The 21,504-nt window shown below is 42.9% G+C and carries 14 protein-coding genes; 4 read left to right on the top strand and 10 right to left on the bottom strand.

Going from position 1 to position 21,504, the window contains the following annotated elements:
• Positions 1 to 67: 67 nt before the first annotated feature.
• The 6 genes from hpsE (ACT7WV_RS19655) to ACT7WV_RS19630 form a co-directional block, all read right to left on the bottom strand.
• Positions 68 to 1,147, bottom strand: a complete 1,080-nt coding sequence (hpsE, locus tag ACT7WV_RS19655) for a hormogonium polysaccharide biosynthesis glycosyltransferase HpsE (RefSeq protein WP_445104513.1) — start codon at positions 1,145 to 1,147, stop codon at positions 68 to 70.
• An 87-nt stretch (positions 1,148 to 1,234) separates the two neighbouring features.
• Positions 1,235 to 2,242, bottom strand: coding sequence for a hormogonium polysaccharide biosynthesis glycosyltransferase HpsE (hpsE, locus tag ACT7WV_RS19650; RefSeq protein WP_445104512.1), 1,008 nt, complete (start codon positions 2,240 to 2,242; stop codon positions 1,235 to 1,237).
• Positions 2,243 to 2,472: 230 nt separating this feature from the next.
• Positions 2,473 to 3,123, bottom strand: a complete 651-nt coding sequence (locus tag ACT7WV_RS19645; RefSeq protein ID WP_445104511.1) for a DUF3386 domain-containing protein — start codon at positions 3,121 to 3,123, stop codon at positions 2,473 to 2,475.
• Between the two features lie 188 nt (positions 3,124 to 3,311).
• The gene (locus ACT7WV_RS19640) at positions 3,312 to 5,906 is read right to left on the bottom strand and encodes a CHAT domain-containing protein (protein WP_445104510.1); all 2,595 of its coding nucleotides are present in this window, start codon (positions 5,904 to 5,906) and stop codon (positions 3,312 to 3,314) included.
• A 126-nt stretch (positions 5,907 to 6,032) separates the two neighbouring features.
• Entirely contained in the window at positions 6,033 to 10,334 is a 4,302-nt protein-coding gene (locus tag ACT7WV_RS19635; protein WP_445104509.1) for a two-partner secretion domain-containing protein, read from the bottom strand.
• A gap of 186 nt (positions 10,335 to 10,520) precedes the next feature.
• Positions 10,521 to 11,168 carry a YdcF family protein gene (locus ACT7WV_RS19630; RefSeq protein WP_445104508.1) on the bottom strand — a complete coding sequence of 216 codons (648 nt, stop codon included), beginning with the start codon at positions 11,166 to 11,168 and terminating at the stop codon, positions 10,521 to 10,523.
• A 487-nt stretch (positions 11,169 to 11,655) separates the two neighbouring features.
• On the opposite strand from ACT7WV_RS19630, the gene ACT7WV_RS19625 reads away from it, so the two are divergent.
• Together ACT7WV_RS19625 and ACT7WV_RS19620 are read left to right on the top strand one after the other, a co-directional pair.
• Entirely contained in the window at positions 11,656 to 12,654 is a 999-nt protein-coding gene (locus ACT7WV_RS19625; RefSeq protein WP_445104507.1) for a hypothetical protein, read from the top strand.
• Positions 12,655 to 12,764: 110 nt separating this feature from the next.
• Positions 12,765 to 13,175, top strand: a complete 411-nt coding sequence (locus ACT7WV_RS19620) for a hypothetical protein (RefSeq protein WP_445104506.1) — start codon at positions 12,765 to 12,767, stop codon at positions 13,173 to 13,175.
• Here the strand turns inward: ACT7WV_RS19620 and ACT7WV_RS19615 are convergent.
• The 4 genes from ACT7WV_RS19615 to ACT7WV_RS19600 form a co-directional block, all read right to left on the bottom strand.
• A complete protein-coding gene (locus ACT7WV_RS19615) occupies positions 13,165 to 13,980 on the bottom strand; it encodes a DUF928 domain-containing protein (protein ID WP_445104505.1) in 816 nt (271 codons plus the stop codon). The genes ACT7WV_RS19620 and ACT7WV_RS19615 overlap by 11 nt on opposite strands.
• A 109-nt stretch (positions 13,981 to 14,089) precedes the next feature.
• Entirely contained in the window at positions 14,090 to 16,444 is a 2,355-nt protein-coding gene (locus ACT7WV_RS19610; RefSeq protein WP_445104504.1) for a CHASE2 domain-containing protein, read from the bottom strand.
• A gap of 277 nt (positions 16,445 to 16,721) precedes the next feature.
• Positions 16,722 to 17,633 carry a DUF1822 family protein gene (locus tag ACT7WV_RS19605; protein ID WP_445104503.1) on the bottom strand — a complete coding sequence of 304 codons (912 nt, stop codon included), beginning with the start codon at positions 17,631 to 17,633 and terminating at the stop codon, positions 16,722 to 16,724.
• Positions 17,634 to 17,657: 24 nt separating this feature from the next.
• Entirely contained in the window at positions 17,658 to 18,806 is a 1,149-nt protein-coding gene (locus tag ACT7WV_RS19600; RefSeq protein ID WP_445104502.1) for a hypothetical protein, read from the bottom strand.
• A gap of 256 nt (positions 18,807 to 19,062) precedes the next feature.
• Here ACT7WV_RS19600 and ACT7WV_RS19595 point away from each other — a divergent pair, with 256 nt between their 5' ends.
• Together ACT7WV_RS19595 and ACT7WV_RS19590 are read left to right on the top strand one after the other, a co-directional pair.
• The gene (locus ACT7WV_RS19595; RefSeq protein WP_445104501.1) at positions 19,063 to 19,824 is read left to right on the top strand and encodes a calcium-binding protein; all 762 of its coding nucleotides are present in this window, start codon (positions 19,063 to 19,065) and stop codon (positions 19,822 to 19,824) included.
• Between the two features lie 338 nt (positions 19,825 to 20,162).
• A complete protein-coding gene (locus tag ACT7WV_RS19590) occupies positions 20,163 to 21,497 on the top strand; it encodes a YcaO-like family protein (RefSeq protein ID WP_445104500.1) in 1,335 nt (444 codons plus the stop codon).
• Positions 21,498 to 21,504: the final 7 nt, after the last annotated feature.

Below are 21,504 nucleotides of genomic sequence, written 5' to 3'. Positions count from 1 at the left end.
CTCTTGTACATCTGCGGTTAATTTTTCTTATCGATCATTGAAGTTGTTGATGGTTTTTAGAGTTTAATTAGAAACTATCAGTAACTTCAATAGTTTTGTTTTGTAGACTTTTTCTTAAAAAATAAAAAGGACTCAAAGAAACACTTAATAAAAATTCTCTTTCGCAAGCCAATACCAGATTATCTGCTACTGGCCAACGGTGCTTAATTAGATGCCTTAATAATCGTTGCCAACCCCCTAGCATGACTTTGAGCATAATTACTGGCTTTTTCCAAGTTGGGATATTCACTAAGCGTAGATGGCAAGTGCATAAACCACAGCCACGAACTAGAGGGATTAAATAATCTTTTTCTAATCTTTGGTGTGGTATTTGATGATAGGAATGCATGGCAGGGTTATACCAAATTTCCCAGCCTGCACTATGTATATGTAGTAACGCTTCGTAGTCCTCCCCCGCGATCATTTCTCCTTTCACTCTTCCTGTAAGGCTAAGGCGGCGAGGTACATTTTCACACCAAGCTTGTTTGCGCACAACTAAGCCGCATCCAGGGGGCAAAATTAATTTTTGGGGTTCGTACAAATGTGCTGTCGAACCGCGCTCTCTAATTGCTAAAAAAGATTGTATGCGACTAAAATTTTCCGGTGGTGGTATTGCAAAATCACCGTGTATTTGACCACCGTAGGCTCCAGCTTGCGGATGTTTTTGAGCAAAAAAATAGGCAGATGCTAACCAGTCGCTAGCTGGGAGGAGGTCATCATCCAGGAAAGCAATGAAGGTTCCTTGCGCTTCATCGACTGCCCTTTGACGAGCAAAAGCTAGCCCCTGTTTAGCTTCAAAACAGTACTTCAAAGGGTAAGCTTCTTGCCAGATGTTTTGATATTCTTGAACCACTTTTGCAGTGTTGTCTTGGCTGTTATTATCAATAACAATAATTTCCCCAGAAATCTTTTTTGCTTCAACCGTTTCTTGGGCAATATATGTACAGCACTCTCGCAGTTTTTCAAAAACTCTAGGCAAACGGCTTTCACCGTTGTAGGTAGGTATGGCTATAGTGAAGTCAACAATATTTCTCCTATTTTTTGTATCGTACTGGTAATGCTTCATCCCTTGGTTGATCATTGACTTAATGACCAATTTAGTTTGCATAGCTGTTCTAATGATCTACCACCTACTGCTCAACCAAAAATTATAGTTTTAATCAAAATTAGAGCTTAGGTGACTTTTGATTAATAATCAGTAACCAAAAGACTTTTTAATTGCTGGGAAAAATCTTTTGTTTTTTCTTGGCTTTACCCAATCTTGATACCTCTTTTTACCTAAGAAAAATGGACTGAGTAAGATACTTAATAGTAGTTGGCGTTCGCAAGCTACCACAATCTCAGATTTGCTTATTTTGGGTCTTACCAGCAAATGTTGTAGCAGTTTGCGGAAATCATTGAGCAGGTAAACAGGAGTAGCAAGTGGCCTTTGCCAACTGGCAAGTCTCAGCATGCGAATGTGGTGCCTACTTAAACCCACGCAACGCATCAGAGAAACTAAGTAATCTTTTTCCAATCGCCAAGCTGGAATTTGATGAACAATTTGCATTTGGGGGTTATACCAGACGTCCCAACCAGCTTTTTGGATGTAGATAACTACTTCTAAATCTTCACTAGCTAAACCGGCTTCTCGTCCCTGATAATTCAAAAAAAGACGCTGGGGAACCGCCTCTTGCCAAGCTTGCTTGCGGATGACTAAGCCAGCTCCAGGTGGTAATATTCTCTGATGGGGTTCATATTTACTAGCTGTTAGTCCACGATCAATAATGGCTAAATAATAAGCCAGACTCTTGAGATACCGGGGTGGCTTGACTGCAAAATCACCACTGATTTTGCTGCCGTAAGCCCCTGCTTGAGGATGAGTTTGACCAAAAGCATAAGCAGCAGCTACCCAATCTGCTTGGGGCAGGTTATCGTCATCCAAAAAACCGATTAGTTTTCCTCTTGCTCGTTCAACCGCATGCTGTCGAGCAAAAGCTGTTCCTTGTTGAGCTTCAAAGCAATAGTTGAGGGAACAATTTGCCTGCCAATGTGCTTGATAGTGTTCCACAACTGTAGTTGTATCATCAGTGCTGTTGTTGTCAACAACAATAATTTCCCAAGCTAAATTTTCTGTATTGGTTTGTGCCTGTAGTTTTTTTAAAACCTCAAACAAACGATGGGCGCCATTGTAGGTGGGGATAGCAACAGTTAAGTCAATCATGGTGGCCTCTACCCTGTAAAAGAGTTAACCCCAAGAAATTCTTAGATCTTAGCAAAGTATTATCAGCTTAAGCATCCCTTAAAAAAGTTTTAGCTGTAAGGTCTTAAGTCTTAGGCTTTTGGAAAACTTACCACCTAATACCTCACAGCTAATCACTTCTTCCCTCCCCTACCTCATCCCTTTAACCAGCGTTGATTAAGTAGATGTGACAGGAATTGCGACGGTACAGCCTAAGCGTTAACGGCTGACAACAACTTGACGTTAGAGAAGATAAATTCCTGCACGGTAGGTTCTCCTGCCGTCTCGGTGCTGATCATTCGACGTGTCAGAATGAAGTAATTACCAATTTTTTCGTAATTATCTTCAAACTCGCTCTTTCCACCTTTTTGTTCCCCTGTTTTGGGGTCATGGTATACAGAGTCATAGCGGTGAGACAAATAGCCTTCTCCAGTGTCGTGAATACTAAAAGTGTTGATAGTAACAACAACACCGTGAATATGGCGATGGACAAAGCACACTTCATTGTTGCGGACTTTGTAGCGATCGCCTTTGCCACCTAAAAGAATTTCGACGGCACCATTATCCTCGGTACTACCAAAGCTAAACGAGTTTTTGCCATGAGTTTCCTCAAAGCTACGACGTATGCGGTGAATCGCCACCTCAAACAACTGACCATGAATTGCTTGCTTCGCTTGCTCGTCAGCTACCTCAAACACTTCGGCCTTGAGATCTGGATTGACGCAAACTGTGCCTGTAAATACCTCAGCATCCTGCTTCAGGGTAACATCTGCGGCATATCCAGGAAAGTTTTTATCCCAAGTATAGCGGTTTTCGTAAGCAGCCCGGAAGAGTTCCTGAGCAGATGAGCGTATTCCTACCATGTGCTTGTCTTATCCTCTGGTTGGTGATTTGTTTCACTATTGCTGTACTAGCATAAAACTCACCATCAAGTCTGCACGGTACTCAAGTAGAGCTGCTAACAAGGCTAACAAAGACCTGGGGTTCGTAATCCAGAAATTGAGTACTCAGCAAATCTTCGTATTTTAGCTATGTTTTCAGTACTCACCCATCAGAGCCAATTCCCTACTAAAACAAAAGGTGACCAATAGTAGGGATGCTGGTACTGGGATGAGTTTAACAAAGATAATTGCGCCTGACGCAATGCCTCGGCTTTAGTCACTCCCGGTTGAGTTAAGAGGTGGTAAAACTCGGCCATCAATTGAGAAGTTGACTGATCCTGGATTGCCCAAAGGGTTGCTAGAGTGCTTCTTGCTCCAGAACGTACAGCCATTCCGGCTAGTCCTAAAGCAGCTTGTTTGTCACCTCTAGCCGTCTGACAGGCACTAAGAACTAATAGTTCAATTGATTCACGCTCGTCTCGGTCTTCTAGTAGTTGGTCTAAATTTTTGACATTAATGCGGTCATCCCAAGTTAAGAGAAAAGTATCTTCTGCTTTAGAGCTAAATTGACCATGGGTAGCTAGGTGAACCACAGAAAACGGCATCTCCTCAGCTCGCTGTTGGAAACTAGAGCGAGTGAAGTCTTGATTAAGCAGAACTTGCACCGGGATACTAGCGGCAATTTGCTCAATCTCTTGTCCTACACCAGGTAAAGCAGGAAAGCCCTGACGCGCTTCTGCCAAGCCTCCAACTAAAGCATTGACACTTTCAACAGCAAAAGGCTGAGACTCCAGTAATTGCAATCCTGGGCTAAGGACAATATTGTAGCGCTCTAGCAAATATTGCTTGCCATCGTGGAGAACTGACATCGGCAAATTGCGTAAAAAACCATCGAGGACGAATACTAAAGTTTTAATCCCTTGGCGCTCTAAATCGGCAGCAGCCGGACGCAGTAACCAGTCGTAAAGCTGTTGAGCAGCAGGCAAAATCTCAGATGTCGAGAAAAAAGGGTGTAAAGACTTGAGCAAATCCTCGAATACTGTTGTTCTTGCTTGTGGTGAGAGGTCAATTCCGTAATGTTGTAAAGGCTGTCCGGGTAGAGAGAGTATCACCTCTAAACGTTGGTCAAGAATAATCGGATAAATCACTGCTGCGGTTGAATCAATTTCATCAATAGAGCGGCGTTTGTAGCTCAAGCAGGCCTCTCGAAAGAAGTTCTCTAACTCCGCTACTTGCAGCCCCTCTACTACTTCCCTAGAGCGTCGTAAGTGTTGTTGTCTGGTGGCTTCAGGTAGGCTGTCTACATCTTGCAACAGCAATTGCACTAACTGGCGATACACCGGCTCAACTTGCTCTCGAAAAGAAAACTGCGCCTCAGGATTCACGGCAACCAAGTCTTGACCCAGAGATTCTAAGGTACTGACCGCCATGTCATAAGCAGCGATCGCTGCACCAATGTGGTAGTCTACTCCTGTTACCTCCCCTTGGACTTTAAGAATTCTTCCCTGCTGCCAGTACCAATTTGCCGTAATATCAGCGGCCCGCATTCCCTGGGACAGCTCGATTGCCCGTTGGGTTAACTCTAGGGCTTCTGACCATTGCTGGTTCTGTTCGTACAGATGCCCCAGTTGTCCCAAGGCATAAGATTCTGCTCTAGAATCTTTCAATTCCCTTGCCTGTTGCACTGCTCTGGTCAAGAGTTGAGCAATTCCTGGGCTATCGGACTGGAAATTTTGACTCCCCAACCTCATTAAACTTTCTGCCAAATTCACCTGAGCATAAACCAGTGCACGGCTGGGAGGAAGAGTTGCCAGATTCCCTTTGATTTGAGGAATAAGTCCCGCTGCTGCTTCTGATTGTTGGGTTTCAATCAACAGTCTCAGTTGATTAAGTTGAGCTTTGAGGCGAGTTTGGGGGTTTGTCGCTTGGTCTATCGCTTGTTGATAGAGGGCTAATGCTGGCTCAAAATTCTGCCTTGCCATGGCAGTATTCCCTAACCGAAATCGGGCTTCTACAAGATCAGGAATCGAATTAAGCCGTTTGGCAATAGCTAAACTCTCGGACAAAACTAGTTGGGAACGTTCTAAATCTCCCACGACTCGCAAGGTAACACCCAAGCTAGCCAAACCCCTAGCCTTAAGCAAAGATTCAGGTAAAGCTGCAAGGTCTTGATTAACTTGCTCTAGTTTAGTACGTGATCGTCGATAGAGTCCCAAGGTTTGCAGAGCCTGAGCTTGGTTGATTTGGCTTAAAACTATTCCAGTTAAATCCTTAAGGGAACGATAGATAGTTTCTGAGTGTTGCCAAGTTTCAAGAGCGGCTTCTGCCTGACCCATTTTGAGCTGTAAGCTGCCTTGAGTATTAAGTATTTGAGCGTAAAGGAAAGGGCCGTCCCTGGTTTGCCGAAGGTTACTTTCTGGTGCATCAAGCAAAGCGATTGCTAAAGCAATTGTTTCCTGGGCAGCTTCCCACTGTCCCAAATCTTGGTAAACAATAGCGAGATAGTTGTAGCTGATGGCTTGATTGTGTAACTTTTCCCCTTGTTGTGAAGCTTCAGCCGCCTGTTTCCAGAGTTGTGCCGCAGCGGCAAACTGTCCGGCGTCATAAAGTCGCTTTCCTTGTTCCAGTAGAGTAACTGGGGATTGGTAACTAGGAATTAAACTGAGTTGGTAAGAGGAAACAGAATATCTGGCTGTTGCCGGTAAAACTGTGGTTACCAGTGAAAAAGTTAGTAAAGCCAGAATCAATTTACGAGAGACGCTCACGTCTTTATTTGCTCACAAAATTGCCACACTTTGGTAGTTTTTAATTTGGTTTCTTTACTTAACACTCAATTTTTTTGTCAAGCATTTTTCACACTACCTATAAGTTTAAGCGAATTCAACAAATAGTTAACGTGGCAAGGCACCACAATTCATCTGATTATCCCAAGCATTACGACTGATTAAAGAAGAATTTCCTACCAATTCTACTTTCCCTTGCTCATTAAAAATCCATCCCTGAGCTGGTACAGTTGCTGATTTATCATTTGTACTATTGTTACTCCCGTCCCTGCGCCCGATTATCTCCCTGATGAGACTTTCTTTCTGCCTACTCGGCTCAGGGGCGACTCGAAAATCTTGCCAAACAACTTGACCACGCAGTGCTTGTCGGGGGTCTTCTGGTAAACCACCTCTGCCTGTAACAACAAACTGATGACTATTATCGGCGGCACAACCTGCCGCAATTTGACTAGAAGGATCGGTTAAAGCAGAGGGCAATTCAGTTAATTCTTTAAGCGGGTCGGTATTGGGCGTGTTGAGGTTGACTGTACCATCAATGCCCAGTTGTGAACTAGCAGAAATATCACTTTTTGGTGTTAATTGGTCTGTCACCTGTAACCCAAAAATACTCTGGGCAGTCAGGTTAATATTGCCACCTTTTCCTTCAAAAGCATTGGCAGTAATGTCACTGTTTTCTGCTGAAATAGCCACAATCAATTGGGAATCAATGCTCAGATTGCCGCCATTACCACCGCCACCATCTTGAGTTCCCGCACGAGTAGAAATCTGAGAGTTATTGCGTAAAATCAGGTTGTCAGCCACCTGTAGATTAACGTTGCCTCCTTCTCCAGAGGTACTGGTGGCTGTGATGGAACCTTGATCGAGGAAGATAGAACGGGCATCAACGTTAACATCACCTGCGTTGCCTTCACCTTCAGCACTGACGGAAACAGTGGCACCCTCGCGGATATTTAACTCGCCAGTGGGAATATTAATGTTGACGTCTCCACCATTTCCGGAGGCGGTTTGAGCCGAAGAGGCAAACAAGCCAGAACTCAGCAGAATACCCTGGTTGTTAGGATTGATCAGCTCAATCGAGTCAGATACATTGACTGTTAAATCTCCTGCTTGCCCTGAGCCAAAAGTGGTGGTCAAGACCTGTGCCCCTCCTCGCGCTATGAGTTGGCGGGCATTTAAGGTAACATTACCAGATGGAGCATCGGTAAATGTGCCAGTACCCAACACAGAGTTGTCTAACTCTAAGATATTGCTAGTATTGATGGTAATATCTCCCCCCTCTTTTCCCGCCAGAGTGGAAGTTGCAATCAATCCTCCATCACGGGCAAGGAAGTTGGGGGTTTCAATAAAAACGTTTCCTGCTGCCCCCTCACCCCCGGTAGCTGTGACGATACCGTCCTGAAAATTTTCGAGCTTGAGTGTATCCTCGAAGGCAGGTATGATAATCTGTTGTTGCAGGTCATCAAACCCCGCGCCTCTGATTTCCACAGCTTCTGAAGCTCGGATTGTAATATCGCCTCCGTTACCGGAACCCGCTGTCGAGGTGTTAATCCGACCATTATCTAACTGAAGTGTGCGAGCATTGATCGCCAGTGTTCCCCCTTGCCCGATACCAACGGTAGCTGTAGCAATCTCTCCTCCTTGTCGGACTACCAATCGATCAGTCGTAATGGTCAATGACCCAGCATCGCCAGTTTCCGGTGTATAGGCATTGGTTGTTATACCACTGCGGGCACTACCGTCTGCCGAAACACCAACTACTTCTATCAGGTCGGAAGCTTCAATGAGCGTCGTTCCACCATTTCCTTGTCCTAGTGTCGATGACCCAACCAGAGAACCATCATAGATGCTCAGACGACCAACTGATAGGGTCAACTTCCCAGCATTGCCACTACCAAACACACCAAACGTAGTAGCGCCAAGAGTTGCGCCATGGGTAATAGTTAATTGATCAGCGCTGATTGTCAAATCCCCAGCGTCATCACCTAGGGTTAACGTCCCGATGGTTGCCTTACCTTGCAGCAAGATTTCTCTGGCATTAACCGTTAAATCTCCTCCCTTACCTAGGATCGGAAACGTAGTAATTCCGCTTCCATCACGAATCAATAAGCGCCCACTATTAACCACCACATTCCCCGAATCCCCATCCCCCAAGGCAGATGTGATGATCCCCGTGTTATTTTCTAGTTCTTGAAGCAGCGTGTTAGCTAGTTGGTCGGGAATTGGATTAAATGCTCCAGGCTGATCGCCAATAATCTCAATAGATTCAGAGGCGTTGATGGTGATGTCTCCTCCGTTACCACTGCTCAATGGACTAGTTGTTGTACCAATACCAGTGGCACTTCTAAAGGGGCTAGCCTCTATGCCAATGCCCGTCGGCAGAGGTACCATCGACTCAGGTACTTTGATGATGCTCAATCTACGGGCATTCAGGGTGAAGTTCCCAGAATCGCCACTGTTGGTAGCGGCAAGAGTGCCTGTATTACTATTTCGCAGTATCACCTCTTCTGCCACGTTGTACTCTACATCACCTCCAGTACCATCACTCTGCGTGATAGCATTAACCACAGAACCTTCTAGAATGACTGACCCAGCGTTGATAGCGACCCCTTTTGGAGAACTAGAACTGAGGTTATTGTTGGCATTGCTAATTCGACCAGATGTGATGTTGGCTTCTTGAGTAGATAAAATACCGCCACTGGTGAGAGTAATTCCTCCTGCGGTTGCTCCAAAGGAGGTAATATCACCATTGATGCTGAGGTTACCTACAGCATTAATAGAAATATCTCCCGCTTCTAGCTGGGAATCAGCTACCAGAGAGTTAGTAGTAATAACTTCTGCACCAGCGCTGCTAATAGTAATATCACCAGCGCTAGAACTACCCCTGCTATCTAACAGTCCAGTCGAAATGTTACCGAGGGCAAACAGGTTAATTTGACCACCGTTACCTGAAATACTACCAGTGTTGATATTGCCCTGGACGGTATTGATTTCACTTGTTTCAGCAAAGGTTCCCGATGCAATTGTGACATCCCCGCCATTGCTTAAAATCTGGGAGCCTACGTTGCTTACAAACTGAGCAACTCCCGCATCTCTTTCTGATGCTAAGGCATTTTCGTCATTAATAATGGCGCTAAAATTACCGCCATTCAGAGAGATGGTACGATTGGGTGCAATAATAAGCGATCGGCCTGCCTGTAAGCTAAGACTATTCTCTGCTACCCCCAAAATCAAAATATCATCGTCAATCGTAATATCGTTATTAGCTTGTAAAATAACATCATTTACTGTAAGAGCTTGACTAACAGCTTGACCACTGAGAGTGCCATCTGGTTGAATCGTCAGATCTTTGGGGTCAAGCAACAGAGTACCCACAGTTCCATTGGGGGCGCTAGTATCTACAGTTCCGGCAAATTGCAGGCTTTCTTTGCCAGAAACTTCGACTAAGCCACCGTGGGAGGCAGTAGGGGAGGCAAGGCTAGCACCACGAGCGGTTATTGTGCCATAAAAGCTGACTGCTTGATCACCCCAAACAATTACTCTCCCTCCATTACCACTCTCTGCTGGAAACTGTGACGGTAGAGCATCAGCTTTTATGGTGACGTCAGAACCAATATAGGTGTTTTCAGCCAGGGGAATTTCACCTTTACCCTGAAAGTCTCCCCCAATCAAGACGTTACCGCCTCCGGCTTCGGAGGATACATCAACGCTGGCGTTATGCAACAAGCTTACTTGGGAACCTAAAACTTGAATTGTTCCACCTGGTGCGATTAGTGAACCTGTCTGATTAACTGTTCCGCCAAAAAAGGTGAGGTTTTGTCCTTGATTTACCGATAAAATACCTTGATTGTTAATTGTCCTGGATGGCGGATTGCTGCCATACCGCAATCCCGGTGTTATCTTAATAGTCAACAGGGGTGGTGCTTCCGGTTGGGTAGCGCTGAATTGATAGTTATCCAACCAGATGCTATCAGCAGTGGTAGCAGTAAAGGAACCGGCAACATCTAAACGAGAATTGGCACCAAAAACAATACCACGAGGATTAATTAAAAATAGATTGGCACTGCCATCAACTCCCAATGTCCCGAGGATACGAGAGATATTGCTTCCCGTTACCCGCGTCAGAATATTAGCAATGCCTTCTGGGCTAGCAAAATATACTTGCCCTCCCTGATTAACATTAAATTCGAGGAAACTATGAAAGAGGTTAGCGTCACGAATTGCCCCCCCTTGTATTAAATCTCGTGCCTCTTGGGGAGTAACAACGGAGCTTTCTATACCTAGGGTATTATCGGGGATGAGCTGAGCGTGGGTTACACTCTGACCAAGGTTCAGTACACTGCTAAAAAGTAATAGAAGTACCAGTCTTAACTGCCAAGACAATTTTTGTACAATTTGATTGCTTTTTAACATTTGAGGTTGTTGATGACAAGTGTTATCTTTCGGGGTATTTAGCAAAATTGAGTTTCTTACGAAGAAACACCTGCTTCTTATTTTACTGTCTTCTTCCCTCATTAGATTAAGCTTAGTTAAACAAGGGCTGCCATAAAAATTACTGGTACGAGCTTTTCAATATTGAGCACTTTGACTTTTTTGTTTTTAGCCCCTCCAATCAACAAAACGGACGTAGAGATAAGCGATTGTTTCGGAAATAATTGACCGTACTCCTGCACTAGAAACCCACCAACGTTTGGGGTTATATATGAGTGGTTCTAGGACAATTACACCTAGTTTAATTTCAGGAGAAAGAGTTTGCTTGAAAATCAGCCAACTCCTGCGGGAATGGGCATCGAAGGTATAAAGATTGATTGATTTTATGTTCAATCCTGAATCCATTATCCATTGACGCAGAGTAGCGGCAGAAGCATTAGTACGATTTCTGATAACATCTGGTGTGGGAACGGCGACCAGTTTATCTGGAGCAAAACCTAGTGCCATTAAATTTGCTGCTCCCAGTTCGGCAAAATTTTTATATTGAGCCAGATAGTATCCTGTTGACAAAGACGGTCCGATGGTAATTAGTTTCTGATAACTGCCTCTTTCAAATTCCTGGATTACCTCTTTTATTGCATAGTCTTGCACCCACCCTTCGACAACCAAAATGTCCGCCTCAATTGGAGAATTGAAAGCCAAAAAAGTGTAGATCTGAGTTAGTAGAAACAGTATTGCTGTGATAACGCAAACGATAGTGATTAGCCATCCTTGAACTGTTAAAACCCATATCTCTTGCTGGTGGATCAAATGCATTTTTGAGAGTTTTATGGATAATAATTTTAGTCAAGCACCAATATATCTCGTGTTGATCATTTAGAGAAGCCTAGCACAAAATTATTCTTTATTTCTAAGCTCCGGTAAAGAAAATATGTGTGATTTAATTAATATATTAAGTATTGTAACACAAGCTATTTAGTACCAAATATTTTTTTGTGGCTAGAGAATAAATACCAAATGTTTTTTTGTGTTTTTTAGTCTATACTTATATTGTTTGCTTAGTAAAAGCTATTAAACCTGCATAATTGATTACTTTTTTTTGTTAGTGGCATCTCTGGAAAAATCTTGCTAAAACTGTAGCCGAGTAGTCATAACTAAATTAATTAGTACGCGTAAGGACTTATAACAGCAGTCTTCAATTATTGGGCATTCAGCAGAAAATTTTAGAATTTTTTTCCTGAATAAGTTGCCTGATGATTGCAAGATGATCTTGGAATAAACGTAAGACACCTTCAGAATATTTATGGAGATATTAGTCCTGGTAACGGCAAAATTGGTAAAGTGGCTGACATGGAGGTTTAAACAAATTGCCTCACTACCTTCGCAAATGGCTTGGAACTTATCGAAACCTCTTTTTATAGAGAAGAATATCTTCTACCCGCGATATCAGAAATACCTCGAAGAACATTACAGTAAATTGCCAGTTCTCAACTCGATGGAGGCACAAATTGTCGAAGAGTTAGAGGAAAAGGGAATTTGCATCACCTCTCTAGAAAAGCTAGATATTCCCAATACTGCAGAATTTTTAGAAGCAACCAAAAAGTTATCTCAAGAACTCACAGAGGTTTCTTTACTACCTGCAAATCAAAGTAAATATGAGATTCACGCCACTTCTGCTCAGCTAATAAAATACAAGGATATTTTTCAGTGGGGACTCAACGACCGACTTTTGAAGATTGCTGAAAGATATCTCGGCCTTCCAGTAGCCTATGATGGTTTGTTGTTCATTTTGAGCATTGCCGATGGAAAAGAAATTGGACCGAGAGCTTGGCACAGAGACAGAGAAGATCGACGTATGATTAAAGTTGGCATTTATCTCAATGATGTCAATGAAGACGGTGGTCCTTTCCAGTATATGCAGTCGGAAGCTAACTTATTAGTGTGCAATTCAGTAAAAGAAAGATACAAATCCGTATTCGATAAAGACCTAAAAGAAATTTTTGCTACCACCGCCTCAGAGGGAATAACAACATGCACCGGTCTAGCAGGTACTGTTATTTTTGTAGATGCAGCCCGACATTATCATCGCGGTATGCCGCCAACCAAGTTAAATCGTTCTGCGCTATTTTTTAGCTATTTTAGTCGCAGACCTTGGCATCCATTTTTTTGTCAAAGGTCTCCTTTATCCAAGAAAGATCTCGATTTCTTCACTGCAGGAATGTCTTCAGAGCAACGTGCTTGTGTTAACTGGAAAGATGAGCTTCCCAGAATAGTTAGATGGCTACCCAAAAGTCTAATTTAGGCAAAGCTAAAACTTGATCAAAAACTTTGAGTGAGAGGATTTTTTTATTGCCAACTATTGAGAATTACCAGTATCTTGGAGAAGATAGACTTAAGCTTTGAGTGTCAACTATGATAATCAGCTTTTCCACCCTAAAAAATACCATTCTGTACAGTATCTTTACCCCTTTATTAGTAATGTTGGCTAGAGGGCAAGCGACAGCCCAACTAGTTCCTCAGCCTTGGGTATCCGTTGGTGGTCGCGATGGCGAGACAACATTTTCTGTAGGAGCAAGAGCCTTTAATCTAGGGGCAGAATTGGGCAGAGGAACAGACGATTCCATAGGAGTTGATGCACTAGCATTCATTAATCTGCCACTGCTGAGTCAAATTTCCCCCTATGTGGGAATAGGCTTTTATTCTGAAGACCAGGGCGTCGCTTTTTCTGGAGGTGTTCAACTTAACCCCACTAATAATTTGATAGTCGGCGTCGGCTACCATTCTGTACGGGGACTCAATGGGCAGTTGGGATTCAAATTTTAGATTGTTCCAGAGTACAGCAAGGAACAATATTTTTTTGCCCAAGATGTCCTAGCTCAACATCTCCCAAAAGCTTTGCCCAATCGGCAGCCAGAGTTTCATTCTCTGGATCATTAGCGCGCAGTTGAGCTAAGAGAGTTAAAGCATCATTCCAAAAGCCATTTTTGGCATAAATTATAACTTTTTTCCTCGATAGTGGTTCTAAGGAAATTGGTATAGCAGTTTCTAGTTCTTCTCGTTCAATCCAACCGTTGATATCAACGGATACGTAACGGGAATTGCAATTAACAGGAATTGACACATACCAATGGTAGTTCCTTGTTCTCTCTAATTTGACAGTAGAAGGTAGGCGCAGACTAATTACTCCAGGAGTGTTGTTTAAGGTGAAAGTGCCCTGGTAAATTTTCTGATGATTGCGGGAATTCTCGTCAGTTTCGTCCCAGAGTATTAACTCTCCAACTTGGACTTCTGTCGGTTCGTAAGGTGCATAAAACCAGAAATTTGGAGATGCCGCCGTTGTTAATCCCCAGACATTTTCTAAACTCTCTGGTGTTTTATAGCGAGGTACTAAAGCAGTGAAGGCTTCTTCTCGTTCTAGAGCCGGACATTGAGACCCATTGCGGCTTCCTCCTTGTTCTCTATTGCCTGGTGCTCCTCTATTTGACAAATTTGGTCGATTGAATTGTACTGTCGAAAGTTTTGAGTTGGTAGACTGTGCCTCTACTTCTAGAGGGTTGCTTATTAAACTAATAAATACAGCAATCCCACAGATTAATTTCATTCCCCAAAAAGTACTTTTGCAAATCATAATTCATACTCCCGAAATTCAGACTTATTGCTAAGCCGAGAAACTAATACTGGTTAACTGACAGATCTAGTTTTTGTGATAAGTTAACCTTGGACAATAAATCAATTGATTAATAGTTAAGTAGATGGTCTTTTAATCCCCAGGTTACTACTAGAGCTAGTACTGATGGTACAAGGGGCAGACAAATACCCACAAGCAAAAAGCCGAAGCAAAAACTATAGAGGATGACAATGGCAACACCTACTGCTAACCTCTGATTTAATGAAGCTCGGAAGCACCAAACTATTAACCCTCCTGCTACAGACCAACTCCCAATCCAAAGAGCGTCTACCCATTGCGGCAAAAAACCAAGCAATGCTCTTTCTTGTTTAGCCACATCAACCATGTGACTCACCATTTGTGCATGAACAAATACTCCTGACATTTTGTTCTCAAGAGTTGTGCCATAAGGAGTCGCAAAATAATCCTTAACGCTGGGGGCAGTGACGCCAATTAAAACAATGCGGTTCCTGACCAAATCGGGATTAAAATCATTGTTGAGAACTTCTGTGAGGGTGACTTCTTGGGCAACTTTGGAGGAGGAGCGGTAATTGAGTAGTACTTGGTGTCCGCGATCATCTAGGTAGTGATAGAAGCCCGTATGTTTTTCCAATGGACGCAAAACAGTTTTGCCGAACTTCAAGTAACCTTCCGAAGTTGCTGATGTTTTGATCCCCTCTGTTTCTAGGTAACGAGATGCTAATTCGGCACTGAAAGCATATCTCACCTGGCAAGCAGATTTGGGGTCGGGAATCAAATAAAATAGATGGCGACGCACAACACCATCGGGGTCAACAGCAATATCACTAAAGCTTCTATTCTCTTGGGGGCTATCAGGAGGAGGTGGAACACCTACTTGATCAGGATTGTTAGCTTCTGGCTTTCCGGCAAAGCAAATGGTGACAAGACGCTGATTACGCTGCAAATGAGCCGCTAAATCAGCATGACCAGGTGCTACTGGCAAATCTCGATAGATATCCAAACCAATGACTCGTGGTTGATGCTGCTGTAGTTTTTTGAGCAGCTGTTCCATAGTGCGATCGCTTAAGGGATACTGAGACTGTTTTTGGATATCTTGTTCAGTGACTTTGACCACTAAAAGGCGGCTATCAAGACCTGGATCTGGTCGCAGCCGCATTAACTGGTCAAAAGCCCATAACTCCGCTGGCTGCAATCCCCCCAACAAGCGTATCCCCATCACCAAGCCAGTGATCAAGATACTCCCGACGAGAAGGTTTTGCCAGCGTCTACCCTTTTGGTCTAGCTGGCTTTGTCTGCTCTCTGGCTGATCTTCTGGGGAGGGTGTAACTTTGGGGGAAGCTGGTAACTGTGGCCATCTTAGGGGTATGGCTGCCGGATTCTGGCAAATCACTGGCAACCAACTGGCACAGGGAAATTTATCTTCTAAGCCTTGTAGTCGCTTCCGTGCTTCCTGGACTGCCCAATAGAGATGTTTACTAGTAGAAAATGCCTGCAAAAAATATTTCAAAAAGGCATGTGCTACCAAATCTGCTACTGGCTCCCGCATCACAATCATTTGCGGAATGTGCAGTTTTTCTAGCTCACGCGCTAATCCTAGACCGTCACAGGAGTTAAAAATTGCTAACTGTAAGCCGCTTGCTACTGCTTGTTTGAGGGCATGTTTGAGTTGATCAAGAGTTAAACTATCTTTTTGATTGATGTAAATTCGACCCCTTTCGCCCTCAGTGTTACTATGACCAGCGAAGAACAAAATATCCCAGTTTTGCTCCCAAAGTTGATCGTTTAATTCCTGACGTTGCGGTTCTACGAGAAAAGTTACTTCTGCATTGGGCAGTTTTTCTAGTAGATGTCGGTCTTGTTCAACGTTAATTTTGTAGCTATTACCCAAAATTGCCAGAATTCTGACCCGATCTTGACAAGGGGGTGCCAAGACTCCTGGGGGTCTTTCGTACTCCAGAGTACTTAGTCCAATTTCCGCCTTGCTGTAACGCTCCAAAAAATCCCACTGTTGCCAGGGGAGTTGCCATAGTTGGTGGTTTTCGGCGCTAATAATGATCCGCACTTCCTCGGAAGTTCTGACCTTCTCCAGCCACTTCTCTCGAATTGAGAAAAAAGAATCAGCTCTCAGCCAGGTATTAAAGCGATCGCATAGTTCATTGGCTCTGTTGTGACACTCCTGTTGGTTCTTTTGCAAAGAACCGTCAATTTTGATAGCTTTCGGCTTGATAATTCGACTGCTCTTGCCGAGACTGCGATAGGTAGACTGCCAGCCGTAATATTGTTGAGTGAGTTCTGTAGCAGGAGGCAACCAGCCTTTGATTTCCGTTTCCGGGTGTACTGCGTAAGCAGCATTGTCAGTATCGCTTTCTGATCCAATCTCCAGCGTTACTCGAAAGCCCTGATTGAAATCACCATCTAGCTTGAGGCTAATTAACTTGCCCATTCCCGACTCCTAGGTCGTATCTGCGAACCGACTGCACTGTTGGTTTTGAGCGGCTACCTATTTCTCCGAGTCAGTCCCATGCTTTTACGGTTTTTTTAACAAATCTTGACATAATTTGCCACAACTTCGCTGCCAAGAGAAGCCTTTATACATTTTACGTAGGAAGGGACAATAGAGAATTGAACTGTACACATCAAGTATCTAGCTTATAGCTTCAATTTACTATTAGCAGGCACAGCAGTAATTAAACATTTACCATTTTCTATTTACAATATATTTAAACTACAAAATTTTCGGTTACGCTAACCTCATCCAAGGTAACTTTTACGCTAAAACTATCGCCCGGTTCGCCAGTTAACTCCAATTGAATATTCTGATTTGCGCTTTTTGCTCGAGCATCCATGACAACTTGACCAGCCTCATCTAGCACCATCAAAAGTAGATTTTCAGGAAGATAAGTTTGACCTTTGGTTGGCTGTACTTTAATACTAATATCCATTTCCTGTTCAGCGTTTCGGATCAGCCCGACAATTAAAGCTACTGATTGAACAGGTTTAACCAACTCAATCAGCTTGCATCGCTCTACGCCAGTTTTTTGACCAAGCCTAAATTGGTAAGCTAACTCAGTTGGTTGTCTATCAAAAACGGTTTCAATACTCTGCCAACCTGTCTCGAACACATCTTCAAACCATTGACTCAAATTAGCTAATGGTCTAAAGGAAGTGATGTATTTGGGCAAATCTTCCAGAGACTGTAAGTGGTTCAGAGGCAATTCTGCCATTGTCACTTTTGTGGTAAATCCTAACAATGTTGCTTCCTCTAACGATTCATTGATCTGCACTGCAATATAGCCAATGCGTTCTGCATGAACCTCTTCTAGAAAGTAAACGACTTCTGCATCAGGCAATACGGGTCTACACTCCAGCTTGCCATAATTTTTTACTACCAAATCAGCAACATTGAGGAAATTCTGCATTATTGAATCCCAGCTATCGCTCGCTTTCCAGTCTGTTTCAAACCCCAAACATTGCAAATAATAATTAACCGCGTATACTGCCAGTGTGTTAAGGTAAATCTGTTCTGCTTTTTGAAGATTTGATTGAGGCTGACAGAATTTAGCTGCTAGCTGATGGGCTGCTTGGGCTAGCGTAACCGTAAAATCTAAAGTCTCTTTGGCGTGAATTGTCATTGCTTTTTCCCGTTGTTAGCTAAACTATTCCTGCAAGTGTTTTTTGATTGCTGGTGCCAATTCCCTCAGACGACGTTGGAAAAAACTATTGAGGGCTGGAATTCCAATGTTGAAAGATGCGGACATCTCTTTCCAGGTTTGCCCATCAAAACGAGCTAACGCTATAGCCTGAAAAGTTGCTTGAGGATGCTCCCTAATGTGCTTTTGGAATAGCCTGTCTGGATCCTCTTGAATATATTGCCTAATTTTTTCAGACAACAGAGGCTTTACTTCGAGTTGCGGTATTTCCTCTAAGGTTGTTGAGTCAAGCTTGATGTCATACAAACCTAATGATACAGGTAAGGTTTCTTTTGCCAGCTCGAATAATAATGAATCTCCCACTGTGGGATTAGTTACTACTAACTGAGATAACACAAACAATACGGTCAAAATTGATATCACTTCCATAGCTACATTGGCATCAGATATCAATCCTCTTAATACTAAATTTATCCAAGCTTGTAGATCCCCCAGTTTGACTTTTTTTACTAAGAGGGCTAGCTGATACTTGATTCTAATAATTTTGCCATTTACTGCTTTAACAAATGGATCTTTTAGCTCTTGTTTAGTTTCCCGCAGAGACATATCCAATCGGTAATTTACCCATGCCATAAATCTCCCTTTACTAGGTTCATACTTATTGACGTTTTGGCAAACAAATAATAGAGTTTGATTGACTGCATCTGCATAGACATCAGCAGTAACTTGGCGCGAATAGAGGCGGGAAAGCCTTCCTGATAAGCGAATTGCATAAAGCAATTCTCTCAAAGCATACTGCCATTCTGGAGTTTTGGGTTTGTATTGCTGAGCTGCTAAGGCTAGTTGTTGAAGATGAGCTTCGCTTAGTACTTTTTTAAAAGCACCATCCTGCTGCTCTTTAACCCAGTTTCTAACAGTATTAACTTGTGGTTTATATCTATCGATATTTTGGTTAATATTGCAGTGTAATTGACGTTTTGCTGCTTGCAGAATATCTAGATAAATACCCGATAGAGATTTGTCCCGACGCGGACGACAAATTGGGCGCGATCGCAGTATTTGCTCAACTAGCTCACTTAAAGCTTGCTGCCGCTTCTGGATATTATCTGGGTGCTGTTGCACCTGACACACTAACTGTTTTAGTTGCTCTTCCATGGAAATCAATTTAGAATCTCCGCTCTTTAATCTGCCCAATTAGCTTAATTTTATACGTCTCTTTACAAAAGTTATTTTTTGGTTGTTTGCATAAAACTTTTGCCTGGGGAGTGATTAACAAGTAGAGGGAAGTAAAGGAAGCTTCAATTTTATTGCCTTACTTCACTCTGGTTAATTCAGGGAAATAGAGTGCATCTATCACCAAAGAAAAATTTGCGAATAACAAAAACATTGCACTCTAAAAGGAGTAACCTACATGGGAACTTACAACGGCACTAATGGCAACGATGTCTTTAAAGCTTATAAAGAAGGTTGGTGGCTGTTCAAGACATGGAAGTCTTGGAAAATTGACGGTAAAGGAGGCAATGATAACCTCACAGGCGGCCCTAAAAATGATAGCCTCTATGGCGGCGATGGCAACGACACTATGTATGGTGAGGCTGGAAATGATTACCTAGATGGCTGGAAGAATGACGACATTCTGTACGGCGGCGATGGTAACGACACCATGTATGGTTATACAGGCAATGATAGCCTCTATGGCGGCAATGACAATGACGTCATGTATGGTGAGTCAGGAAATGATTACCTAGATGGCTGGCAGGGCGACGACAAGATGTATGGCGGCACTGGCAATGACACGCTGCTAGGTTACACAGGCAACGATAAACTGGTTGGTAACTCTGGCAATGACAAGCTTTACGGCGAAGCAGGCAATGATACTCTCGTCGGCGGTGCTGGTAAAGACACCCTCTATGGCGGTGCTGGTGCTGACAACTTTGGCTTTAATTACCTCTCGGAAGGAATTGATATCATCAAAGACTTCCAGTGGACAGAGGGCGATAATATCCTCGTTTATGGCTCTGGATTTGGTGCAACCTCCAATAGCCAATTTACCTACAACAACACCACTGGTGATCTGTTCTTCAATGGGACACAATTTGCCACTATTGAGAACAAGCCGGCAGCATTTTCCACCTTCCTTGACATTGATATTGTCAACAGCTTCATTGCCTAAGACACAGGCATTTGCACAATACCTCTACCTCTTACTACCTTTATATCAAGTTGCACTCCTTTTTAGCAAATTAAAAACTTTCAACAGAGGAATTAGGAGCATAAGTTTAATAGCAACTTGATATTAATTGAAGAGGAAAGGAAAATAACTAAGTCCTTCTTGCAACTGTATAATTATCTGCCTAGGGTTAAAAACTTGGGCAGATAATTGTGTTTGTCTGTGCCACAGATCAATAAAAAAAGTCTGGTTGTTTACATGCGACTGGGCTTTTATTTAGTTAGGCTAAGATTTGCACCAATCTAATCTGTGCAAACTGGTAGTCAAACCTAGTAGATTAAGTGAGTTCCCTAAATTTCCGCAATCAAGCCTACCAAGCCACCAAGCTTTTTTGGCAAGGTACACAACGCACTGCTTCTCCCAAAGAAACCTGGGAAAAAATTCGTCCCTACTTTAAATCTATTGGTTTAACCCGCATTGCCAATATTACAGGTTTAGATCGGATTGGCATTCCGGTGACTATTGCTTATCGCCCCAATAGCTACAGTATTGTTACTTCTTCTGGCAAAGGAACCACTCTAGAGGCAGCAATGGTTTCGGGGGCAATGGAGTCTATAGAACTTTATTGTGCTGAAACTATTGTGTTGCCAGAAATTAACTTATCCTATGCTCAATTGGCACAAAATTATCAGGTTATTCCTAGAGAAAATTTACTCCTACGAGAGAATTCCTTCTTTAATTTACATCGACTAGAACAATGGTGTCTAGGTTGGGATATTCTTAATCAACATGAGGTGGCTGTTCCGGTTCAGGCAGTTTCAATGAACTACCATAAATTCTGGTATAAAGACTTTACTAGTCTCGGCTCATTTGAGATGGGTTCAAATGGTTTAGCTTCGGGAAATCACTTTTTAGAAGCCCTTAGTTCTGCTTTATTAGAACTACTTGAACGGGACGCTATTTCTTGTCAACTTGAAGCTTGCTTGCAAGGATATGGTATACCTGAAGGATACCAAATGCCGAGAGTATGTCTTGAAACAATTGAGTACCCTGTAGTACAAGAATTGTTAGCAAAATTGGCAGCAGCACAGGTAATTCCTGTCTTATTTGACTGCACTGTTGACACTGAGGTGCCTGTATATCGAGCCTATATTTATGACCCCAGTGGAGTTGAACCCAGCAGCCACGGCTATGGGGCGCACCTTGACCCAGAAGTGGCAATGGTGAGAGCTTTGAGTGAAGCAGCTCAAACTCGTCTAATCGTGATTTCTGGAGCTAGAGATGATATCTATCATCAATACTATACAGCTTTAAGACTCAAAAATAATAGCAGCTTTGGAGGAGGCAAACTGGAGTCCCATATCCCGACGATAGATGCCAGAGTGCGTCAGTCACAAGCTTGTCCTACCTTTGAGGAAGATATTGCTATTATTTTGGAAAAACTTAAGCAAGTAGGACTCCATCAGGTGATTGTTTTTGATTTAACTCCGCCAGGATGGGATATTTCTATAGTGAGAGTGATCGTACCAGGGTTAGAAGCATCTTTTCACAGAAGTTATCAACCAAAACAAAGAGCGATCGCTTTTGCTGAAAGTCAGCATTTAGTTACAGTTACTTCAAAAACTGAGGGTTTACGTGAAGTTGATACTCATCGTCCTGCCGGAGGAGTATTTTAATCTTAGA

The sequence above is a fragment of the Symploca atlantica LB2515 genome (genome assembly GCF_052546295.1).
This window is presented reverse-complemented; position numbering and strand designations above follow the sequence as displayed.